Source organism: Bacillus carboniphilus (assembly GCF_039522365.1).
GTDB lineage: Bacteria > Bacillota > Bacilli > Bacillales > JC228 > Bacillus_BF > Bacillus_BF carboniphilus.
On record NZ_BAAADJ010000006.1, the window covers coordinates 137,514 to 157,550 of the forward strand.

A 20,037-nucleotide genomic window follows, 5' to 3' on the forward strand; every position below is an offset into this window, starting at 1 on the left:
TCTTTAAATTGCTGTGAATCAGCCCTGAAATTTCACTTTCAAAGTATAACAAAAAGCAGGAGCTTTGACTATTTTAACCTCTCGGATAGAGGTTCTAATCTAAGCTCCTACATGTACAATATGTATAGAATAAATGCTATTTTATATTTACCATTAACTAGATTTCAGCGGTAGATATTTTCGAACCGCTGTACGTATATCATCAATATCAAAAGGCTTTGCAAAATGTGTTAGCGCTCCTAAATCCTTCGCTTCTTGAATCAGGTCTAGCTCCCCATAGGCTGTCATAATAATGACACGGATGTCTTCATCGATTACTTTCATTCTCTTAAGAATCTCAATTCCATCCATACCCGGTATTTTCATATCAAGTAGTACAAGATCAGGGGAATGACTTTTGACGATTTCTAAAGCTTGGACTCCATTAGCAGCTTGGAACGTCTGATACCCTTCTTTATTAAACACTTCATTTAAAAGAATTCTAATCCCAAACTGATCGTCCACAATTAAAATTTTTTCTTTCATCTCTCCACCTCTTCCCGTTTTCGATACTTAAATTGTTACCTGAATAATCTCTCTTCACCTTTTATTCTATTTTGCAGGTTCCAATTCCTTCTACAATTTCCATATTTATAGTATTTTCGAAAAATAATTTCTAGATTTACTATAAATCTTCTCATATATTTTACAATGTTTTTTTATTTTCTTACAATAGTATCCACAGAACCTAAATGAAGTAAGGAGCTTTTTAGACATGAATAAAATATTTACTACGCAGCTGACAGGACTTTTTCAGCGGTTATCTACAGATGATTACGGCTATCAATTTGAAGACGCAGCTAGACTCCTTTCCCAAGCAATAATTGGTGAAGGTTCTATATATTTATATGGGAGTCAGGAACTCTCTGCCGTTCTAGCGGAGGCTTTGAACGGGGTGGAGCCTCTACCTTCTGTAAAAGAATTAACGTTGGATAATGTAAAAGAGATGACGATTGCGGACCGTGCATGGATCTTCACAAGGGAAATTTCTCAGGTAAAAGAACTTACATCCATGTTAGAGGACAACCAAATTCCGTTTGTCGTTGTTGCCAATAAAGAAAAAAATTCAGATGAGACTGTGGGAGATATACTAATTGACCTAAAAGTAAACCGTGGGTTAATTCCAGGGGAGACAGGTGAACGATTTGGTTATCCGACGGGAATGGCATCGTTGTTCATTTATCATCAGATTCACTTTTTGATTAGGGAGATGTTGGAGGAGGAAGAGTAAATTTTTCCGGAGCTGGGTATGTTAGAACCCTGAAAACCGGCATTTTGTAAAATTAACGGAACCTGGGTCCGCTATGTTATTTAAGCGGACAAGAGATCCGTTATTTGCCTAAAAAAGCGCGATTTCAATAATTTGGCGGACAGAGCTTCCGTTATTTGGTTTAAATCGGTGTAAAATGGCTTCAAAATAGTCAATTAGCGGAACCTGTGTCCGGTTGAACCCCTAAAACCGGCATTTTTATAAAAATAGCGGAACCTTAGTCCGGCTAGCGATTTAAGCGGACAGGAGATCCCTTATTTGCCTAAAAAAGCGCGATTTCAATGATTTGGCGGACAGAGCTTCCGCTATTTGGCTAAAATGTATAGAAAATGGACTCAAAAAGGTCGATTAGCGGAACCTGTGTCCGGTTGACCCTCAAAAACCGGCATTTTTATTAAAATAACGGAACGTGGGTCCGGCTAGGAATTGAAGTGGACAGGAGGTTCACTATCTGCCAGCATCTATCCCAAAACAAAAGGAAGTGGAGAGAAAGATTTATCTTTTTCCCCACTTCCTTTATTTTATAGCCTTATTATTATTGCTTCGCTTTAATAGAAGCCTCAACAAAGTTTCTAAATAATGGTTGAGGTCTTGTCGGTCTTGACGTAAATTCAGGATGGAATTGAGATGCCAAGAACCAAGGATGATCCTTTAACTCAATGATCTCTACCAAACGACCGTCTGGGCTTGTACCAGAGAACGTAAAGCCTTTCGCTTCCATCTCTTGACGATATTGATTGTTAAACTCATAACGATGACGATGTCTTTCATAGATTACTTCGTCATTGTACGCTCTCATCGCTTCCGTACCTTCGTTGATTTTACATGGGTATAGACCTAAACGAAGGGTTCCACCTAAGTCTTCTACATCCTTTTGCTCTGGTAGTAAATCAATGACTGGATATGGCGTATCTGGTTGAAGTTCTGAACTATGCGCACCTTCTAAGTTTAATACATTACGTGCATACTCCACACACGCTAACTGCATACCAAGACAAATCCCAAGGAAAGGCACCTTGTTTTCACGTGCATAGCGAATCGCTTCAATTTTACCTTCGACTCCACGGTCTCCGAATCCACCCGGAACGAGAACTCCATCTACATCGTTAAGAAGGCTTTCTACATTACCTGCATCCACATGCTCGGCGTTGATCCATTTCACTTCCACATCTGCATCAAAAGCAAAGCCTGCATGCTTTAACGCTTCAACTACAGAGATGTATGCATCCTGTAGCTCCACATATTTCCCAACCAATCCGATTTTCACTTTGCCCGATAGATTACGCACTTTGTTTACAAGAGCATTCCACTCTACCATGTCCGCTTCTTTACAATCGAGCTTCAAATGTTCACAGACAATCGAATCCAAATGTTGTGCTTGAAGATCTAATGGAACTTCATATAGTGTATCTGCATCGCGAGCTTCTATTACAGCTCTCGTATCGATGTCACAGAATAACGCAATCTTATCCTTCATATCTTGTGAAACTGGCATTTCTGTTCTTACTACGATTACGTTTGGCTGTATTCCTAAGCTACGAAGTTCTTTTACACTATGTTGCGTCGGTTTTGTCTTCATTTCTCCTGCCGCTTTTAAGAAAGGAATGAGTGTACAATGGATATACATCACATTGTCTCGACCCACATCACTTTTTATTTGGCGAATTGCTTCTAAAAATGGAAGGGACTCAATATCTCCTACCGTTCCACCAATTTCTGTGATGACCACATCTGCATTCGTTTCTTTACCCGCTCTAAACACACGGTCTTTAATTTCATTTGTAATATGAGGAATAACCTGTACAGTTCCTCCTAGGTAGTCTCCTCTTCTTTCTTTTTTCAAGACAGAAGAATAAATTTTACCGGTTGTTACGTTACTGAATTTATTAAGGTTAATATCGATAAAACGCTCATAGTGACCTAAGTCTAAGTCTGTTTCCGCACCATCATCGGTTACGAAAACCTCACCATGTTGATATGGACTCATCGTGCCTGGGTCCACGTTGATATACGGATCAAATTTCTGAATCGTTACTTGAAGACCTCTGTTTTTTAGTAGTCTCCCTAGAGATGCTGCTGTAATTCCTTTTCCAAGAGAAGATACAACTCCTCCGGTTACGAAAATATATTTCGTCACGATATAGTCCCCTTCCTTTTATACTTAATTTTTCTTTATTTATTTGCTCACGTAGTAGGGGAAAGGACGGTTCACTTCCTACATTTAAGTAAACAGCTTATAAAAAAAGTTTTTCCTATAGAGTTAAAATAACTCATACTTTTTTATGCTATTGAACCGATTGTTTATCAAACGCTGTTTTCGCATATATTGTTTCTTTGAACAATAGTTGATTCTTTAAACAAAGGTCGTTGATTTCCGTTGCAGGTGCTTGCTTTCCGCGGGCGGTCCGGGAGCCTCCTCGTCGCTTTCGCTCCTGCGGGGTCTCCCTTGTCCCTCTTCTCCCGTCGGAGTCAAGCACCTTCCACTCCAATCAACTGCACTTGAACTATAAAATCCATAAACAATACCCTTTACAAAACAGTCATTTAAAATAAAAAAAAGCCCCACTTACACTTTCATGTAAGGGAGCTTAGTGCACATTTTTAGAACGTCCTTTTTAAGGAGCCCAAAAAGTATTCTACAAGTCCTACATAGGGATGTCAAGATGATTATTTAGAGGTCATCGTCCTCTTCATCTATTTCATCTTCATCTAGTTCTTCATCTTCGTCTAAATACTCATCATCTTCTTCAATGACCTCGTCATCGTCGAAGTCTTCGTCGTCGTCATCGATTTCGTCGAAGTCTTCGTCTTCTTCTTCGTCATCGTCATCATCATCTAATAACTCATCTTCATCATATTCTTCATCTAGATCATCAAAGTCTAGATCTTCTTCATCAATATCATCAAAGTCATCTACGATTTCCTCATCTTCCGTAGCCTTTTTACCCTTTTTCTTCTTCGGACGAATGGTAGGTACTGTTTCCTCTTCTATTTGGTCAATCGGATACCAACCACGTAAACCCCATCTATTTTCACCGATGCAAATAAAACGACCATCAATATTTACATCTGTGTAAAATTGAGATATTCTCTCGCGCACTTGCTCGTCAGAACGTTCTAAAATTGATGCAATCTCAGATACCATGTCACTAAATGCCATTGGCTCCTTTTTTTCTTCCAATAATAGATGAGCCAATTCAATTGCGGACATTTCTTGGAGTTCTTCTTTTGCGTAATTTTTCAGACTCAAGAACACGCACTTCCTTTCCAAGAGATATAAGATCAAATAATAAGACCTAATTTATTATGTAAAAACAAGAGAGCCTGTAAAATGCTCTCAAAATCCATATTTATCATTATAAACAAATTCTAAACCTTTATGCTAGCGCTATTTTGCCTTTGCTCTTTTTTCGTAATCTTGATCAGGTTCCGAATTCTTTTCTTGCGATGCTGCTTGTTTTTCTATTTTCGCTTTTTTTATCTCTTTCCAAGCTAGGTGAAAGAGGTAAAAAGAGAACAAAAAGATAGGGATTGCACCTAAGTGAAATTGATATAGAAAGTGTGTAGCCACAAGAAATAATGCGACAATTATGATTTGTTTAGTCCATTTCCAGATGACCATGTAGCCGTACACTCCTTTCAAAGTATGAAACCGTTCTCTTTACCTTTACTCTACTATAACTTTCGACCTAAAAAAACTATTTGTTTGTAAAATTATTGAGAAGTTTTGTTCTGAGAAAAAAAGGCAAACTTCCCATACATGAAGTTTGCCAATTAGAACAAGATTCTTACATATTTCTTCGGTATTGCCCACCAACCTCATATAATGCTCTTGTAATTTGACCTAGGCTTGCTACCTTTACTGTTTCCATTAACTCAGCAAAGATATTACCACCAGATAATGCTACTTGCTTTAATTTTTCCAAAGCTTCTTCTGCTTCACTTGCATGATTTCCTTGGAATTCTTTGAGGTTGTGAATTTGTAGTTCTTTTTCTTCTTTTGTTGCACGAGCTAATTCCATTGAATCTAACTCTTCTTCTGAAGGAGGATTAGGATTCAAGTATGTGTTTACGCCAATAATCGGAAGTTCACCAGAGTGTTTCTTCATTTCGTAGTACATGGATTCCTCTTGGATTTTTCCTCTTTGGTACTGGGATTCCATAGCTCCTAGTACGCCACCTCGATCATCGATTCGCTCAAATTCTTTTAATATGGCTTCTTCCACTAATTCCGTAAGCTCTTCAATAATGAATGAACCTTGGAGAGGGTTCTCATTTTTCGTTAAGCCATGCTCTTTTGTAATAATCATCTGAATCGCCATTGCACGTCGTACAGATTCCTCTGTTGGTGTTGTTATGGCTTCATCATAAGCATTGGTATGAAGAGAGTTACAGTTGTCATGTAACGCCATAAGTGCTTGTAAAGTTGTGCGAATGTCATTGAAATCTATTTCTTGAGCATGGAGTGAACGACCAGATGTTTGAATGTGATACTTCAGCTTCTGGCTTCTTTCGTTTGCTCCATATTTATCACGCATAACAATGGACCAAATTCTTCTCGCTACACGCCCAATAACTGTATACTCTGGATCTAATCCATTTGAGAAGAAGAATGACAGATTTGGAGCAAAGTCATCAATATTCATACCACGGCTCAAATAGTATTCTACATACGTAAAACCATTTGCAAGTGTGAAAGCTAGCTGTGAAATGGGGTTAGCTCCCGCTTCTGCAATATGATAACCCGAAATAGATACGGAATAGTAATTTCGAACCTTTTCATCGATAAAATATTGTTGAATATCTCCCATCATTTTCAACGCAAATTCGGTTGAGAAGATACACGTATTTTGACCTTGATCTTCTTTCAAAATGTCAGCTTGAACCGTACCTCTAACAGTTTGTAACGTTTGGCTCTTCACTTGTAAAAACTCATCTACAGTAAGGACACGACCTAGCTCTTCCTCTTTTTCACGAACTTGTTGGTCAATCGCTGTATTGAGGAACATCGCTAAAATAATGGGAGCAGGTCCGTTAATGGTCATAGACACTGATGTCATTGGATGACATAAATCAAATCCATCGTAAAGCTTTTTCATATCATCAAGTGTACAAACGCTTACTCCACTTTCTCCGATTTTCCCGTAAATATCCGGTCTATAATCAGGGTCTTCACCGTAAAGTGTCACTGAATCAAAGGCAGTACTAAGTCGTTTCGCATCATCGTCTTTCGATAAATAATGGAAACGGCGGTTCGTTCTTTCCGGTGTTCCCTCACCAGCGAATTGACGCTTCGGATCTTCTCCTTGACGTTTAAACGGAAAGACCCCTGCTGTATATGGAAACATACCCGGAACATTTTCTTTATAAACCCATCTTAGTATCTCTCCATAGTCCTTGTATTTCGGAAGGGAAACCTTAGGGATATGAAGCCCTGATAAGCTCTTTGTTTTTAGTTCAGTTACGATCTCTTTGTCTCTAATTTTAGTTACAAACTGGTCTGCACTATATTTTTCTTTCAGGCTTTCCCAATTCGCTAAAACTTTTTGAGACTCTGGTGTAAGCTTTTCTTCTGTTCTATCTTTTAATGCTTCCAGAGAACGAATGACCTCTTCGTTTCCTTCAGATTCCTTTGCTGCTTCCAATGCGCCATCTAATTGGAACAAACGGCGAGCTATCTCTACTTGTTCCTCAGCGTTTTGGTGGTAACGTCTGACCGTATCAGCAATTTCTCTTAAGTAGTAGCGGCGATCATTCGGAATGATGATATTTTGCTTTTCCACTTCCACATCTTTTGAAAAAGTTGTGGTGAAGTTCTTTTGGCATTTCGTATTCACGACTTCAATTAGTGCTGCAAATAGTGCATTGGTTCCCGGGTCATTAAATTGGCTTGCAATCGTACCATAAACAGGCATCTTATCGAGTTCTTGGTCAAATAGCATACGACTTCTTTGATACTGCTTTTGAACCTGCCTTCTTGCATCCTCAGACCCTTTACGCTCAAATTTATTGATGACGATTAGGTCAGCAAAGTCAATCATGTCAATCTTCTCAAGTTGTGAAGGTGCACCGAACTCACTCGTCATTACATACATGGATACATCACAAATATTTGTGATTTCAGCATCCCCTTGACCGATTCCACTTGTTTCCACGACAACAAGGTCAAAGCCAGCAGCTTTTACTACTGAAATGGCATCCTTGATTGCTAATGATAGCTCTGATCTTGACCCACGTGTTGCTAAACTACGCATATACACACGGTTAGAGAAGATTGCATTCATACGGATTCTATCTCCAAGTAGAGCTCCACCCGTCTTTTGCTTGGTTGGATCTACCGATAAAATGGCAATTCTTTGTTCCGGTAATTCACGAAGGAAACGACGAACGAGTTCATCGGTTAATGAACTTTTCCCCGCTCCTCCTGTTCCCGTAATCCCAACAACCGGTACGTCCTTTGCAGAAGCCTTCACTTCATTTAACAATTCAACGGCAGCCGCTGCTTCTAATTCGTCCACTCCGTATTCGGCTAGGGTAATACAAGAAGCAACAGCAGATGGTTCTCCGCTCTTTACCTTTTCTAAAATCGACTTATCAAAATCACGAATAGTTGCGAAATCACACTCTTCAAGCATCTGGTTAATCATGCCTTGAAGACCGTGTTTTCTTCCATCCTCTGGTGAAAAGATGCGTGCAATTCCATAATCGTGAAGCTCTTTGATTTCACGTGGAATGATGACACCGCCTCCACCTCCATAAATACGGATGTGGCTTGCTCCCTTTTCTTGGAGTAGGTCATACATGTATTTAAAGTATTCAACGTGCCCACCTTGATAGGAAGACATGGCAATCCCTTGAACATCTTCTTGAATGGCAGCTTGAACGACTTCCTCTACGGAACGGTTATGGCCAAGATGAATGACTTCAACTCCACTTGCCTGTAGAATTCTTCTCATTATGTTAATGGAAGCGTCGTGACCATCGAACAAACTTGATGCTGTTACGAAGCGGATGTGATGCTTCGGTTTGTAAACCATTTGTGTGGTCATGGTACATCCCCCTTTGTTCGTTTTAAATTTAATTAGGACTATCAGATTGTTTAAATGGGCCCGCAGCCCTCCTACACTTTGTTTCCGCGGACTTACAATCGAGCCTCCTCGGGTCGTGCCTTGTATCACTCATCATTTAGATATACACCAGACTTATGACCTGGTTTTCGATGGCAGTCCTCCAAAAGTGGACATAAACTGGATTTATGTCCTAGTTTCCGAAGGGCTAACCCCCAAAAGTGAACATAAAACAGATTTATGTCCTAGTTTTCAAGGAGCTTACCTCAAAAAGTGAACATAAACTGATTTTATGTCCTAGTTTTCGGTATGCTGACCCCAAAATGTGGACATAAACTAATTTTATGTCCTAGTTTTCTATCAGAATCCCCAAAAGTGGACATAAACCGCTTTCTTATTTATTAGTAATACCTTCTAACACAAACTTGGTCTGCATTTGAATGTATTCATCTAAAGAAAACCTAGACTTCAATGCCCAGCGCCTGAAGCCCCACATTTGACCCTGGACGAAGATGTTATGCGCACATAACTGAATTTCAGATTCAGTCATCGTTAACTCTTTTTTCTCCACACAGCCTTGAAGGATTTCTTCGAACATGTGGACCATTTGAAGTTCTTTGTTTAATACGTAGGGCAAGGCATCTTTGGATAACGACTTAGCCTCTTGGTACATGACTAGTACCTCATCCTGCATGTCTGCCATGACTCGAAAATAGGCTTCAACCGCCGCCTTTAGACCTTCAATTGTTCCGAGTTTAGGATCAATGGATTCTTGGAGGCGTTCTTTTACTTCCTCATAAATGCTGTCACAGACTAAATAAAGAACGTCTTCTTTTGTTTCGATATATTCATAAAGGGTCCCGATGCTGAAACCAGATGCCTTTGCAATTTCTCTTGTTGTTGTGCGGTGGAATCCCTTTTCTTTAAACAAAGAGACTGCCCCTTTAATCATTTGGTCTCGTCGGACCTTTACTAGCTTTTCATCTTTAACGGAGGCATGCACCTCACGCTTATTGGCCACAGCAAACTTCCCCCCGCATCATAAAGAGGTATTTTTTCTTTTAATCTCTTAGTCTTTTGTAATCATACGGGAGATCACAAGGCGTTGAATTTCCTGTGTTCCCTCATAGATTTGAGTAATTTTCGCATCACGCATAAATCTCTCCACTGGATATTCTTTCGTATATCCGTAGCCACCAAAGACTTGAACAGCTTCTGTCGTCACCTTCATTGCTGTATCTCCAGCATACAGCTTCGACATAGCTGATTCTTTTCCGTACGGTAAGTTATTCGATTCTAGCCAAGCAGCTTGATATGTTAAAAGTCTAGATGCCTCAATACTTGTTGCCATATCTGCAAGTTTGAAAGAGATACCTTGTTGAGCGGCAATTGGTTTTCCGAATTGATGTCTGTCTTTTGCATAAGCGATGGATGCATCTAAAGCTCCTTGTGCAATACCGACTGCTTGAGCGGCAATACCATTACGACCACCGTCTAACGTCATCATCGCAATTTTAAAGCCTTCTCCCTCTTCTCCCAAACGGTTCTCGACTGGAACCTTACAATCTTCAAAGATAATTTCAGTCGTTGGAGAAGAACGAATTCCTAGCTTTTTCTCTTTCTTTCCAACACTGAAACCTGGGAAGTCTTTTTCTACGATGAAAGCTGTTGTGCCTTTTTGCTTACTTTCTGGGTCTGTTAAAGCAAAAACAACATAGATATCCGCAATGCCACCGTTTGTAATGAAAATTTTAGACCCATTTAAGATGTAGTGATCTCCATCTTTTTTAGCCGTCGTTCTCATTCCACCAGCATCTGAGCCTGAACCTGGTTCTGTTAATCCATATGCACCAATACTAGTTCCTTGTGCCATTGGTTTTAAATACTTATGCTTTTGCTCTTCTGAACCGAATTTGTAAATAGGCCAACCTGCTAAGGATGTATGGGCAGATAACGTTACCCCTGTAGAAGCACACACTCTTGATAGCTCTTCAACAGCAATACAATAGGCTAAATAATCGCTTCCGATTCCACCGTATTCTTCTGGCCATGGAATACCTGTTAAGCCTAGTTCTGCCATTTTATCGAAAATTTCACGGTCAAATCGCTCTTCTTCATCTCTTTCAGCAGCAGTTGGAGCTACCTCATTTTGAGCAAAGTCGCGAACCATTTTGCGAATCATTTCATGTTCTTCTGATAGTTTAAAGTTCATGTCTGTTCCCTCCGATTTGATGCTCATTAACTCAAGAGCTGTTTACTTATGACAATTCTTTGTATTTCAGATGTACCTTCATAAATTTCTGTGATTTTTGCATCTCTAAAATATCGCTCAACGTCGTACTCTTCTGTATATCCGTAGCCACCAAAGACTTGGATTGCCTCTGTTGTAACATCCATTGCTGTTTTTGAAGCAAAAAGCTTTGCCATTGAAGCTTCCATTCCACATGGAATTCCTTTTGAACGGAGATCAGCCGCCCGATAGATTAGTAGCTTCGATGCTTCGATTGCGGTTGCCATATCGGCTAGCTTAAACCCGACACCTTGCTGGGCTGAAATAGGCTTTCCAAATTGATGACGTTCCTTCGAATATGCTACAGCCTTTTCATAAGCTGATTCTGCGATTCCAAGAGCCTGAGCTGCAATCCCAATTCTCCCAACATCGAGGTTGGCCATCGCGACTTTGAAGCCTTCTCCTTCTTCACCTAGGCGATTTTCGACGGGCACCTTCATATCTTCAAACGTTAATTGAACGGTTCTAGACCCATGAAGTCCCATTTTCTTTTCGTCTTTACCCACGACAAGCCCTTGCGTATCTTTATCCACGATGAAAGCCGTGATCCCTTTTGATCCTAGTTCAGGATTCGTCGTAGCAAACACGATATATGTGTCAGCTTCTCCGCCGTTCGTGATAAAAACTTTTGTACCATTTAAGACATAATGATCTCCGTTCAGAACTGCCTTTGTTTTTAAACCGCCAGCATCTGAACCGGCACCGGGCTCCGTTAAACAGAACGCACCTAGATATTCACCTGTCGCTAATTTCGATATATATTTTTGTTTTTGCTCTTCTGTTCCAAAGTATAGAATAGGATTGGTACCAACGGATGTATGAACAGATAGAATCACCCCTACAGTAGCACTAATCTTAGAGAGTTCATGAATAGCAATAATGTAGGATGTAAAATCCATTTCAGAACCACCATATTTCTCTGGTACTGGAATCCCCATCAGTCCAAGTTCGCCCATTTTATCGAGAATCGGCCTAGGAAATTCCCCTTTTTCCATGCGTTCTACAAACGGACCAATCTCTTCTCGAGCAAAGTCCTGGACCATCTTTCTCATCATTTGTTGCTCTTCCGTAAATTGCAGCTTCATGTTGCCACCCCTTGTATCGTGTGTTGATTTTTCAGCTGTAGATGAGGTATTAGACGCCTCGGGTCTTGGTTCGCGGACAGACAATCCGCTATTTCCTAAAAATCAAGGGTTTTGAGGGTTGAAACGGACTCAGGAGACCTTATTTTGAGTTTTTTGGTGAAAAATAAGCTTATTATTAAACAATAACGGAACCTATGTCCGGTTGGACTCCGAAATTGGCCATTTTTCCCGAAATAGCGGAACCTGTGTCCGGTTGCGTCAGCCCACACTATAGTCGGTTCACCCCACTGCTAGAAAAATCATCTTTTATATAAATACCCCTTTTGTTAACCGTGAGTTACTGTTCGTACGTGTAAAAACCTCTTCCAGTCTTCTTCCCTAGCCATCCCGCTTTTACATACTTTCTAAGCAAGGGACATGGACGGTATTTATCGTCACCGAAGCCTTCGTGTAGGGTTTCCATGATGTATAGACATGTATCGAGTCCAATAAAGTCTGCTAGAGTTAGCGGTCCCATCGGATGGTTCATTCCTAGCTTCATAACTTCATCAATGGCTTCCTTCGTCGCTACCCCTTCATACAACGTGTAAATGGCTTCGTTAATCATTGGCATGAGAACTCGGTTAGACACAAAGCCTGGGAAGTCATTTACTTCTACCGGTACTTTTTGAAGTGTTTTCGTAATGTCTTCAATGGTTTGATATACTTCATCCTTTGTAGCAAGGCCACGGATGATTTCAACCAGTTTCATAACCGGCACTGGATTCATAAAATGCATACCAATTACTTTTTCAGGGCGTTTCGTTGCCGCAGCGATTTCTGTAATCGGTAGAGAAGAGGTATTACTAGCAAGGATTGCATGCTCCGGTGCAAATTCATCTAGTTTTTTGAAGATATCTGTTTTAATTGCCATGTTTTCTACGGCAGCTTCAACAACTAAATCTACTTGTTTCGCATCTTCAAGTGTCGTTGACGGGGTAAGCTTCGATAGGACCGCATTTTTTTCGTCCTCTGTCATTCTCCCTTTATCCACTTGGCGAGTGAGGTTTTTAGTAATAACCCCTAATCCGCGTTCTACAAATTCAGCTTTAAGATCATTTAAAATAACATCATATCCTGATTGGGCGAACACTTGAGCAATCCCTGACCCCATTTGTCCTGCACCAATTACCATGACTTTTTGTACACTCATTTGATTCAGCTCCTCGTTTAGTTTAGTGGAAGTTGAGTTTTGGTGGTTTAAGAGTAAAAATGGGACGTTCGGACTTCCGTATGGGACAGTTACGGTTCATTATGGGACACTTGAACTCCGGTATGGGACAGTTCCCTTTCTTTATGGGACACTCGAGCTCCGATATGGGACGATTCTCTCTTTTTATAGGACACTCCAACCTCGTTATGGGACGTTCGAGCTCCGTTTTGTGCCATTCGGGATCTTTTGTGTGCTGATCATACAACTTTACTCGCCGGTCCGTCCCTTTTACTTGCCAATCAACCTCATTTACTTGCCGGTCCGTCTCCTTTACTTTCCAATCCAGCACGTTTACTTGCCGGTTCATCCACTTTACCTTCCAATACACCACATTTACTTTCTGGTCACAATTCGTCCGTTACTTCGCCTTCGGAACCTCAATCATAATGGCATCCCCTTGACCGCCTCCACTACAAATAGCTGCGATACCAATTCCACCACCACGTCTCTTCAACTCATAAGCAAGGGTTAAAATGATTCTCGTCCCGCTCGCTCCGATTGGGTGGCCAAGGGCAACCGCACCACCATTCACATTGATTTTCTCTTCATCTAAACCGGCAATTTGTTTACTTGCGAGTGTTACAGCAGCAAATGCCTCGTTTATTTCAAACAAATCAATTTCATCGACACTCTTCCCTGTTTTTTCAAGAAGCTTGTTAATGACAAGGCCCGGTGTTTTAGGGAAGTCCTTTGCTTCAATGGCTAGCGCTGTATGACCTACGATATAAGCAAGTGGTGTACGACCTTCTTTTGAAGCACGTTCTTCACTCATTAACACAAGAGCTGCAGCACCATCGTTTACACCTGGTGCGTTCCCAGCTGTAATCGTTCCATCCGCACCAAAGACAGGATTTAATTTGGCTAGTTTGTCATATGACGTATCCGCTCTTGGCGATTCATCTTGTGCTACTGTTAAAACAGCACCACGTTTTTGAGGGATTTCAACGGGAACAATTTCTTCTTCAAGAACACTCTTAGAAGCAACGGCACGCTCATGGCTTCTTAGTGCCCAGCGATCTTGGTCTTCTCTTGATAAATTAAACTCCTCTGCTGTGCCGTTACCGTACGTACCCATATGACCACCTGTAAAACTACATGTAAGTCCATCATGAAGCATTAAATCTTTTACCGCTGCATCGCCCATTCTAAAACCGAAACGTGCTTTTGGCATGATGTACGGAGATTGGCTCATCGATTCCATTCCACCCGCCACAATTACCTCTTCTTCGCCTAAACGAATGAATTGGTCTCCTAGCGTGACACTTCTCATTCCGGAAGCACACACTTTGTTAATGAGCTCAGTTTTTACTTCCCAAGGTAGTCCCGCGTTTCGAGATGCTTGGCGTGACGGAAGCTGGCCTTGGCCCCCTTGTAGTACTGAACCCATGATGACTTCTCCGACTTCTTCTGGCTTTACACCACTGCGATTGAGTGCTTCTTTAATCGCAATTCCACCGAGCTGTGAGGCTGTCAAAGAACTTAGCCCACCACCAAATTTACCAATCGGCGTTCTTGCCCCATCCAAAATAACTGTTCTCATGTACGTTCACTCCCTATGCTTTTTATAAAAATTTCTCCCACCGAATAACTTGCGACTGAACGCTCGCTCAACCTCGTCCCAAAAGACATCCTCCATACCAGGAGGTGTTTTGTAAGCGTTTTCTATTTGTCTATTATTTTACCATTATATTCATTCAAAAAAAGGGGATTGTCGAAATATTTCCACGAATCCCCTTTCTTTGTTGTATTAGGACACGAGCTGATTCCCTTCACCACAAACAGCTTTCTCTAAGATTTCAGCAACATCTAGCGTACTGACTGTTTCTTCTACTTCTTTTGCTTTTGTTCCATCTGATAGCATGGTTAAGCAATATGGACAGCCTGAACTGATGACAGATGGCGCTACTGCTAATGCTTGTTCTGTACGAGCGACATTCACGCGATGGCCCGTTTCTTCTTCCATCCACATAAGTCCTCCACCAGCACCACAGCACATTCCTTTTTCACGATTTCTATCCATTTCAACTAGGTTCACACCTTGAATGGCCTTTAGAATTTCACGCGGTGGATCATACACTTCATTGTATCTTCCTAAGTAACAAGAATCATGGAAAGTGATCGTTTCATTTACGGCATACTGCGGTTTCAGTTTTCCTTCTTTTACGAGGGAAGCCAAGACTTCCGTATGATGATACACTTCTGCTTCTAATCCGAAGTCAGGGTATTCATTTTTAAAGATGTTATAAGCATGCGGGTCAATCGTTACGATTTTCTTCACTTCATTTTTCTCGAATTCTGCGATGTTGTTCGCTGCAAGCTCTTGGAATAAGAACTCATTTCCAAGTCGTCTTGGTGTGTCCCCAGAGTTCTTCTCTTTGTTACCCAAGATGGCGAACTTCACGCCTGCTTCATTTAATAGCTTTGCAAAAGAAAGAGCGATTTTTTGGCTTCGGTTATCAAATGATCCCATTGAACCTACCCAGAATAGATATTCAAACTCTTCTCCTGCCTTTTTCATTTCTTTTACTGTTGGGATTTGTACATCCTCACGCGCTTCACGCCAGTTTTCTCTTTCTTTACGGTTCAATCCCCAAGGGTTTCCTTGACGTTCGATGTTAGTCATGGCTCTTTGCGCATCTGGATTCATTTTTCCTTCTGTAAGGACTAGGTAACGACGAAGGTCAATGATTTTATCTACGTGCTCGTTCATAACTGGACATTGGTCTTCACAGTTACGGCAAGTTGTACAAGCCCAGATTTCTTCTTCTGTAATAACGTCACCAATTAAGCTTGGGCTGTACTCCACTGCAGCTGCCGATTCTGTTGATCCGCTTCCTGCTGCTGCTAAAGCTAATTGATTTCCTTGTGTTTTTGAAAATGCATAGGTCGGAACCCATGGCTGCTTAGAAGTAACCACGGCACCTGTATTTGTTAAATGGTCACGAAGTTTTGTAATTAGATCCATTGGAGAAAGCATTTTTCCTGTTCCAGTCGCTGGACACATATTCGTACAGCGTCCACATTCCACACATGCATATAGGTCTACGAGCTGATTCTGTGTGAAGTCCTGGATTTTACCGACTCCAAACGTCTCTTGTGTTTCATCTTCAAAATCAATTTTTGATAGTTTACCGCCTTTTTCTAAACGATTAAGGAATACGTTAGCAGGACCTGCAATTAAGTGAGCGTGCTTGGACTGCGGTACGTATACCAAGAATGCAAGTAAGAATAATAAGTGAATCCACCATGCGATATAAAATAACACGACAGATGCTGTCTCACCGACCCAACCGAAAGCCCCAGCAAATAGAGATGCGATTGGCTCTGTCCAAGTTCCTTCATGACCATGCCAGATCATACCCATTCCATTACCAAATAGAACGGAAAGCATTAACCCACCAATGAATATCAGTACAAGTCCTGATTTGAATCCACGCTTTAAACGGACAAGCTTTTCAACGTAACGGCGGTGAAATGCCCATACAACGGCTACTAGAATCATGAAAGTTACAATTTCTTGGAAGAAGGTAAAACCAGGATATAATGGTCCTAACGGAATGTGAGACCCCGGAGCAAGCCCCTTCCAAATGAAATCAATCGCGCCGAATTGAACTAAAATGAAACCATAGAAGAACATAACATGGATGATTCCACTCTTTTTATCCTTCAATAGCTTCTTCTGTCCAAAGACGTTTACCCAAATCTTCTCAAGTCTTTCCTTAAATCTTTTATCAAACTCTACTTTCTTTCCTAACTTAATAAACGCAATTCTCGTTTTAACAACGTACACAAACAAACTGACTGCGTAAGCGGTTACAAACAAAAATGCAATCAAGTTAATCCATAACAAAGGTGTCACGATGTCTCCCCCTTTTCGACAGGTGCTGTCATCATCCTAAATTTGTCCATTGTTCTTTCATTTACTTTCCAAAATGAAATAAATTTTCTGAATCCTTACCCTTATTATAATATGAATGAGCATTCAGTCAATACGTCTTTCTTATTCTTTTATCTTCTTTCTTGGTAGCCTTTTTGTTTACTACAAGTTGTTTCGGGAATAATACTAACTACGCCAAACATAAACAATTCGCATCCTGATTGGCCTTATAAAGGCTTTACATGAACCTAAGTCTTAAAAAAGTGAGGCTTTTAAACATGATCTTTTTCATTATGATAGGTTTTGTATTTTTTCTTCTTTTCCTATGGATCGCCATTGATTTTACACTAGGCCGAAAGCGTCATGTTAAAAAGCACGAAAATCTTCATTTTTCTGAGAGATACAGTGATTTTCAATTGTTCAATAGAGGTACTGATTTGTTTGAAGATCTTTTTAAGGAAATAAGAGCAGCCAAGGATCATATTCATGTCTTATTCTACATTGTTCAAAATGATGCCTTTAGTGAACACTTTTTTCAACTGCTTGAAGAAAAAGCAGAGGAAGGAATCGAAGTACGGCTTTTGCTGGACTGGGCTGGAGCATTTGGTTTAAAAAAGAAAACGATAAGACGGTTAAGACGCCACAACATTGAAGTCTCGTTTTGTCATGTCCCGCATTTTCCATTTTTCTTCTATACCATGCAGGAAAGAAATCATCGGAAAATTACCGTGATTGATGGAAAAATTGGTTTCTTCGGTGGCTATAATATCGGCAAAGAGTATATCGGAGGTGACCCTAAACTCTCACCTTGGCGAGATTACCATCTGAAGCTTCAAGGAGAAGGGGTCCATGATCTCCAACTCCAATTTTTAACGGATTGGAAAGAAGCGACGAAAAAAAGCGTGAAAGATGATGCCCGTTTCTACCCAGAGATTCCAAAGGGACAATCGCACCATCGCTTTTCAGCAACGGAAGGCGTTGACCTTGAGCCCATTTTCATTGATTTTATCAATCAAGCTCAGAAGTCATTATATATTGGGAGTCCTTACTTTATTCCTAGCCCAGATTTATTTCGTGCACTTCTTGCTGCAATCGACAGAGGTGTAAAACTAACCATTATTGTTCCGAAAAATAGTGACCACATGCTTGTGCAGGAGGCGTCCTATCGTTTTTTTCGAATTCTACTAAAAAAAGGGGCCGTTGTTTACCAGTTTGAGAATGGATTTTTTCACGCAAAAATCCTCATTCGAGATGATAAAGTATGTGACATCGGAACCGCCAATTTCGATAAAAGAAGTTTATTCTTGAATCATGAGCTAAACTGCTACATAACCGATCCATCCTTTGTGCAAGAAGCAAAGAATTATCTATTACAGGATATTAGTCAATCTAGTCGATTATCTCTGGATACACTAAATGAACGGAACTTTTTTCGTTCCATTAAAGAGATTCTTGCAAAATGGCTGTCGCACTTTCTATAAGGAGAGGAGATATCATGGAAATTCGATTTGGCTTTGTGGCGAATACACTCAGCCTATGGGAGGTAACCCCTTCTAGCACCCTTACCTTTACAAGATACAAGGCACTGCCCGCTTCAGACCGTGAGCAAAAGCTCCTCTCCATTACTGAAAAAAATATTGACCACACACTTCGCATTCTTTATTTTATTGTGGCAAATGGCATCGAAGTGTATCGTATGTCTAGTTCCATTGTGCCACTAGCTACCCATCCAGACGTACTGTGGGATTTTATGTCACCCTTTCAGGACAAGTGGAAAGAAGTCGGGACGTTTGTTGAGAAATACGGGCTTCGAACAAGCTTTCATCCAAACCAATTCACTCTGTTTACAAGTCCTCGAGAAGAAGTAACGAAAAATGCTGTTATAGATATGGAATACCACTATCGAATGTTGGAAGCAATGGGGATTGAGAAAAGTAGTGTGATTAACATTCACATCGGGGGTACATACGGAGATAAAGAAAATACATTAAAAAGGTTTCACCAGAATCTGAAGTCTCTTCCTTCCCATATTAAAGAAATCATGACTCTTGAGAACGATGATAAAACCTATACGGCAAGGGAAACTCTTCAAGTATGCCAGAAAGAAGGGATTCCTTTTGTGTTTGATTACCACCATCACATGGAAAACCCTGGCGATGAAACGATTGAGACAATCATTCCAGACATTTTTGAAACGTGGAAAAAAGCGAATCAACCACCAAAGATCCATATCTCCTCTCCGAAATCAGATAAACAATATAGAGCTCATGCTGATTATGTAGATGTAGAGTTTATGAAACCACTCTTATCGGTTTTAAAAGATATGGATCAGGATGTTGATATTATGATTGAGGCAAAGGCAAAGGACCTCGCTCTCTTTAGACTAGTCGAAGATATTAGTCGAATTAGAGGAGTGAAAAGAATTCGCGGTGGGGCCATTCGTTTGTGAGCTTGGAATGGCTCCCTTATTTAAACCAGGTTAAAAAATGTGGACCTATCCATAACATAAATTTAAACCCTAAGTAGATGCCAATAATTCCGGCTACTCCAGCAAATGCAGGTGGAGCTGGAATCGGTAACCGGAGCCCTCCGAATACCACTCCTACGATAAACCCGCTCAATAAGGCTAAAATGATCTCTTTCATACTGGTGGTGCCTCCTTGTTCAATTGGTACAGCTTCATACACTAATCTTTAGTAGGTTGGCTTTTTTATACACTTTCATTCATATTCTTTAGTGGGGGAGGTTAGATGTTTATTTTGAATTTCACGTGCAGGGAGGGGTGGAACTTTGGATAAGGTGGGGTTTCCGTACTCAAATCTGAATTTGCGGTGGATGCATGGCTGCCGCACTCAAATCTGAATTTTCGCACTCAAACGGTGAGTTTTCGCACTAAAGAGTGTGATTTTCGCACTCAAACCAAGAATTGCACTCAAATTCAACTTTCCGCACTTAAAACCGATTTTTCGCACTCAAAACTAAAGATTCGCACTCAAAATTCACTTTTCGCACTAACGACCACTCACCCATACCCAATTTCCAATCAACCCACCTTCTAAAACCCCTAAAACCAGATAATCTACATCATATACACCATTTCCAACAACCAAAAACATTGAAATTAACCAACTCAAGGAAAAAAACCGCCAAAAACATA

16 protein-coding genes are annotated in these 20,037 nt (G+C 40.6%); 3 read left to right on the forward strand and 13 right to left on the reverse strand.

Going from position 1 to position 20,037, the window contains the following annotated elements; translation table 11 throughout:
* Positions 1–153: 153 nt before the first annotated feature.
* The gene (locus tag ABDZ91_RS04225) at positions 154–525 is read right to left on the reverse strand and encodes a response regulator (protein ID WP_343796645.1); all 372 of its coding nucleotides are present in this window, start codon (positions 523–525) and stop codon (positions 154–156) included.
* 229 nt (positions 526–754) lie between these two features.
* On the opposite strand from ABDZ91_RS04225, the gene ABDZ91_RS04230 reads away from it, so the two are divergent.
* On the forward strand, positions 755–1,270 hold the full coding sequence (locus ABDZ91_RS04230) for a DUF2529 family protein (protein ID WP_343796647.1): 516 nt from the start codon (positions 755–757) through the stop codon (positions 1,268–1,270).
* A gap of 574 nt (positions 1,271–1,844) precedes the next feature.
* On the opposite strand, the gene pyrG is transcribed toward ABDZ91_RS04230, so the two are convergent.
* From pyrG to ABDZ91_RS04280, 10 genes are all read right to left on the reverse strand, one after another.
* A complete protein-coding gene (pyrG, locus tag ABDZ91_RS04235) occupies positions 1,845–3,446 on the reverse strand; it encodes a CTP synthase (RefSeq protein ID WP_343796648.1) in 1,602 nt (533 codons plus the stop codon).
* Between the two features lie 534 nt (positions 3,447–3,980).
* Entirely contained in the window at positions 3,981–4,559 is a 579-nt protein-coding gene (rpoE, locus tag ABDZ91_RS04240) for a DNA-directed RNA polymerase subunit delta (RefSeq protein WP_343796650.1), read from the reverse strand.
* Between the two features lie 138 nt (positions 4,560–4,697).
* Positions 4,698–4,931, reverse strand: coding sequence for a hypothetical protein (locus ABDZ91_RS04245; protein WP_343796652.1), 234 nt, complete (start codon positions 4,929–4,931; stop codon positions 4,698–4,700).
* Positions 4,932–5,097: 166 nt separating this feature from the next.
* A complete protein-coding gene (gene icmF, locus ABDZ91_RS04250) occupies positions 5,098–8,358 on the reverse strand; it encodes a fused isobutyryl-CoA mutase/GTPase IcmF (protein WP_343796654.1) in 3,261 nt (1,086 codons plus the stop codon).
* Between the two features lie 412 nt (positions 8,359–8,770).
* Complete coding sequence (locus tag ABDZ91_RS04255; RefSeq protein ID WP_343796656.1) at positions 8,771–9,397, reverse strand: TetR/AcrR family transcriptional regulator; 627 nt, start codon at positions 9,395–9,397, stop codon at positions 8,771–8,773.
* A 48-nt stretch (positions 9,398–9,445) separates the two neighbouring features.
* Positions 9,446–10,588 carry an acyl-CoA dehydrogenase gene (locus ABDZ91_RS04260; RefSeq protein WP_343796657.1) on the reverse strand — a complete coding sequence of 381 codons (1,143 nt, stop codon included), beginning with the start codon at positions 10,586–10,588 and terminating at the stop codon, positions 9,446–9,448.
* A gap of 26 nt (positions 10,589–10,614) precedes the next feature.
* Positions 10,615–11,751 (reverse strand): acyl-CoA dehydrogenase, encoded by a 1,137-nt coding sequence (locus tag ABDZ91_RS04265; RefSeq protein WP_343796659.1) that lies wholly within the window; start codon positions 11,749–11,751, stop codon positions 10,615–10,617.
* A 337-nt stretch (positions 11,752–12,088) separates the two neighbouring features.
* The gene (locus ABDZ91_RS04270) at positions 12,089–12,943 is read right to left on the reverse strand and encodes a 3-hydroxybutyryl-CoA dehydrogenase (RefSeq protein WP_343796661.1); all 855 of its coding nucleotides are present in this window, start codon (positions 12,941–12,943) and stop codon (positions 12,089–12,091) included.
* Positions 12,944–13,361: 418 nt separating this feature from the next.
* Positions 13,362–14,543: an acetyl-CoA C-acetyltransferase gene (locus ABDZ91_RS04275; RefSeq protein ID WP_343796663.1), complete on the reverse strand. Its 1,182-nt coding sequence runs from the start codon at positions 14,541–14,543 to the stop codon at positions 13,362–13,364.
* A 207-nt stretch (positions 14,544–14,750) separates the two neighbouring features.
* Complete coding sequence (locus ABDZ91_RS04280; protein ID WP_343796665.1) at positions 14,751–16,862, reverse strand: heterodisulfide reductase-related iron-sulfur binding cluster; 2,112 nt, start codon at positions 16,860–16,862, stop codon at positions 14,751–14,753.
* A 296-nt stretch (positions 16,863–17,158) separates the two neighbouring features.
* Between ABDZ91_RS04280 and cls the strand changes: the two genes are divergently transcribed.
* Positions 17,159–18,361 carry a cardiolipin synthase gene (gene cls, locus ABDZ91_RS04285; RefSeq protein WP_343796666.1) on the forward strand — a complete coding sequence of 401 codons (1,203 nt, stop codon included), beginning with the start codon at positions 17,159–17,161 and terminating at the stop codon, positions 18,359–18,361.
* A gap of 14 nt (positions 18,362–18,375) precedes the next feature.
* Entirely contained in the window at positions 18,376–19,329 is a 954-nt protein-coding gene (gene uvsE, locus ABDZ91_RS04290) for a UV DNA damage repair endonuclease UvsE (protein ID WP_343796668.1), read from the forward strand.
* Between the two features lie 16 nt (positions 19,330–19,345).
* On the opposite strand, the gene ABDZ91_RS04295 is transcribed toward uvsE, so the two are convergent.
* Both ABDZ91_RS04295 and ABDZ91_RS04300 read right to left on the reverse strand, forming a co-directional pair.
* Positions 19,346–19,525: a XapX domain-containing protein gene (locus tag ABDZ91_RS04295; protein WP_343796670.1), complete on the reverse strand. Its 180-nt coding sequence runs from the start codon at positions 19,523–19,525 to the stop codon at positions 19,346–19,348.
* A 366-nt stretch (positions 19,526–19,891) separates the two neighbouring features.
* The gene (locus ABDZ91_RS04300) at positions 19,892–20,014 is read right to left on the reverse strand and encodes a hypothetical protein (RefSeq protein WP_343796672.1); all 123 of its coding nucleotides are present in this window, start codon (positions 20,012–20,014) and stop codon (positions 19,892–19,894) included.
* Positions 20,015–20,037 lie beyond the last annotated feature (23 nt).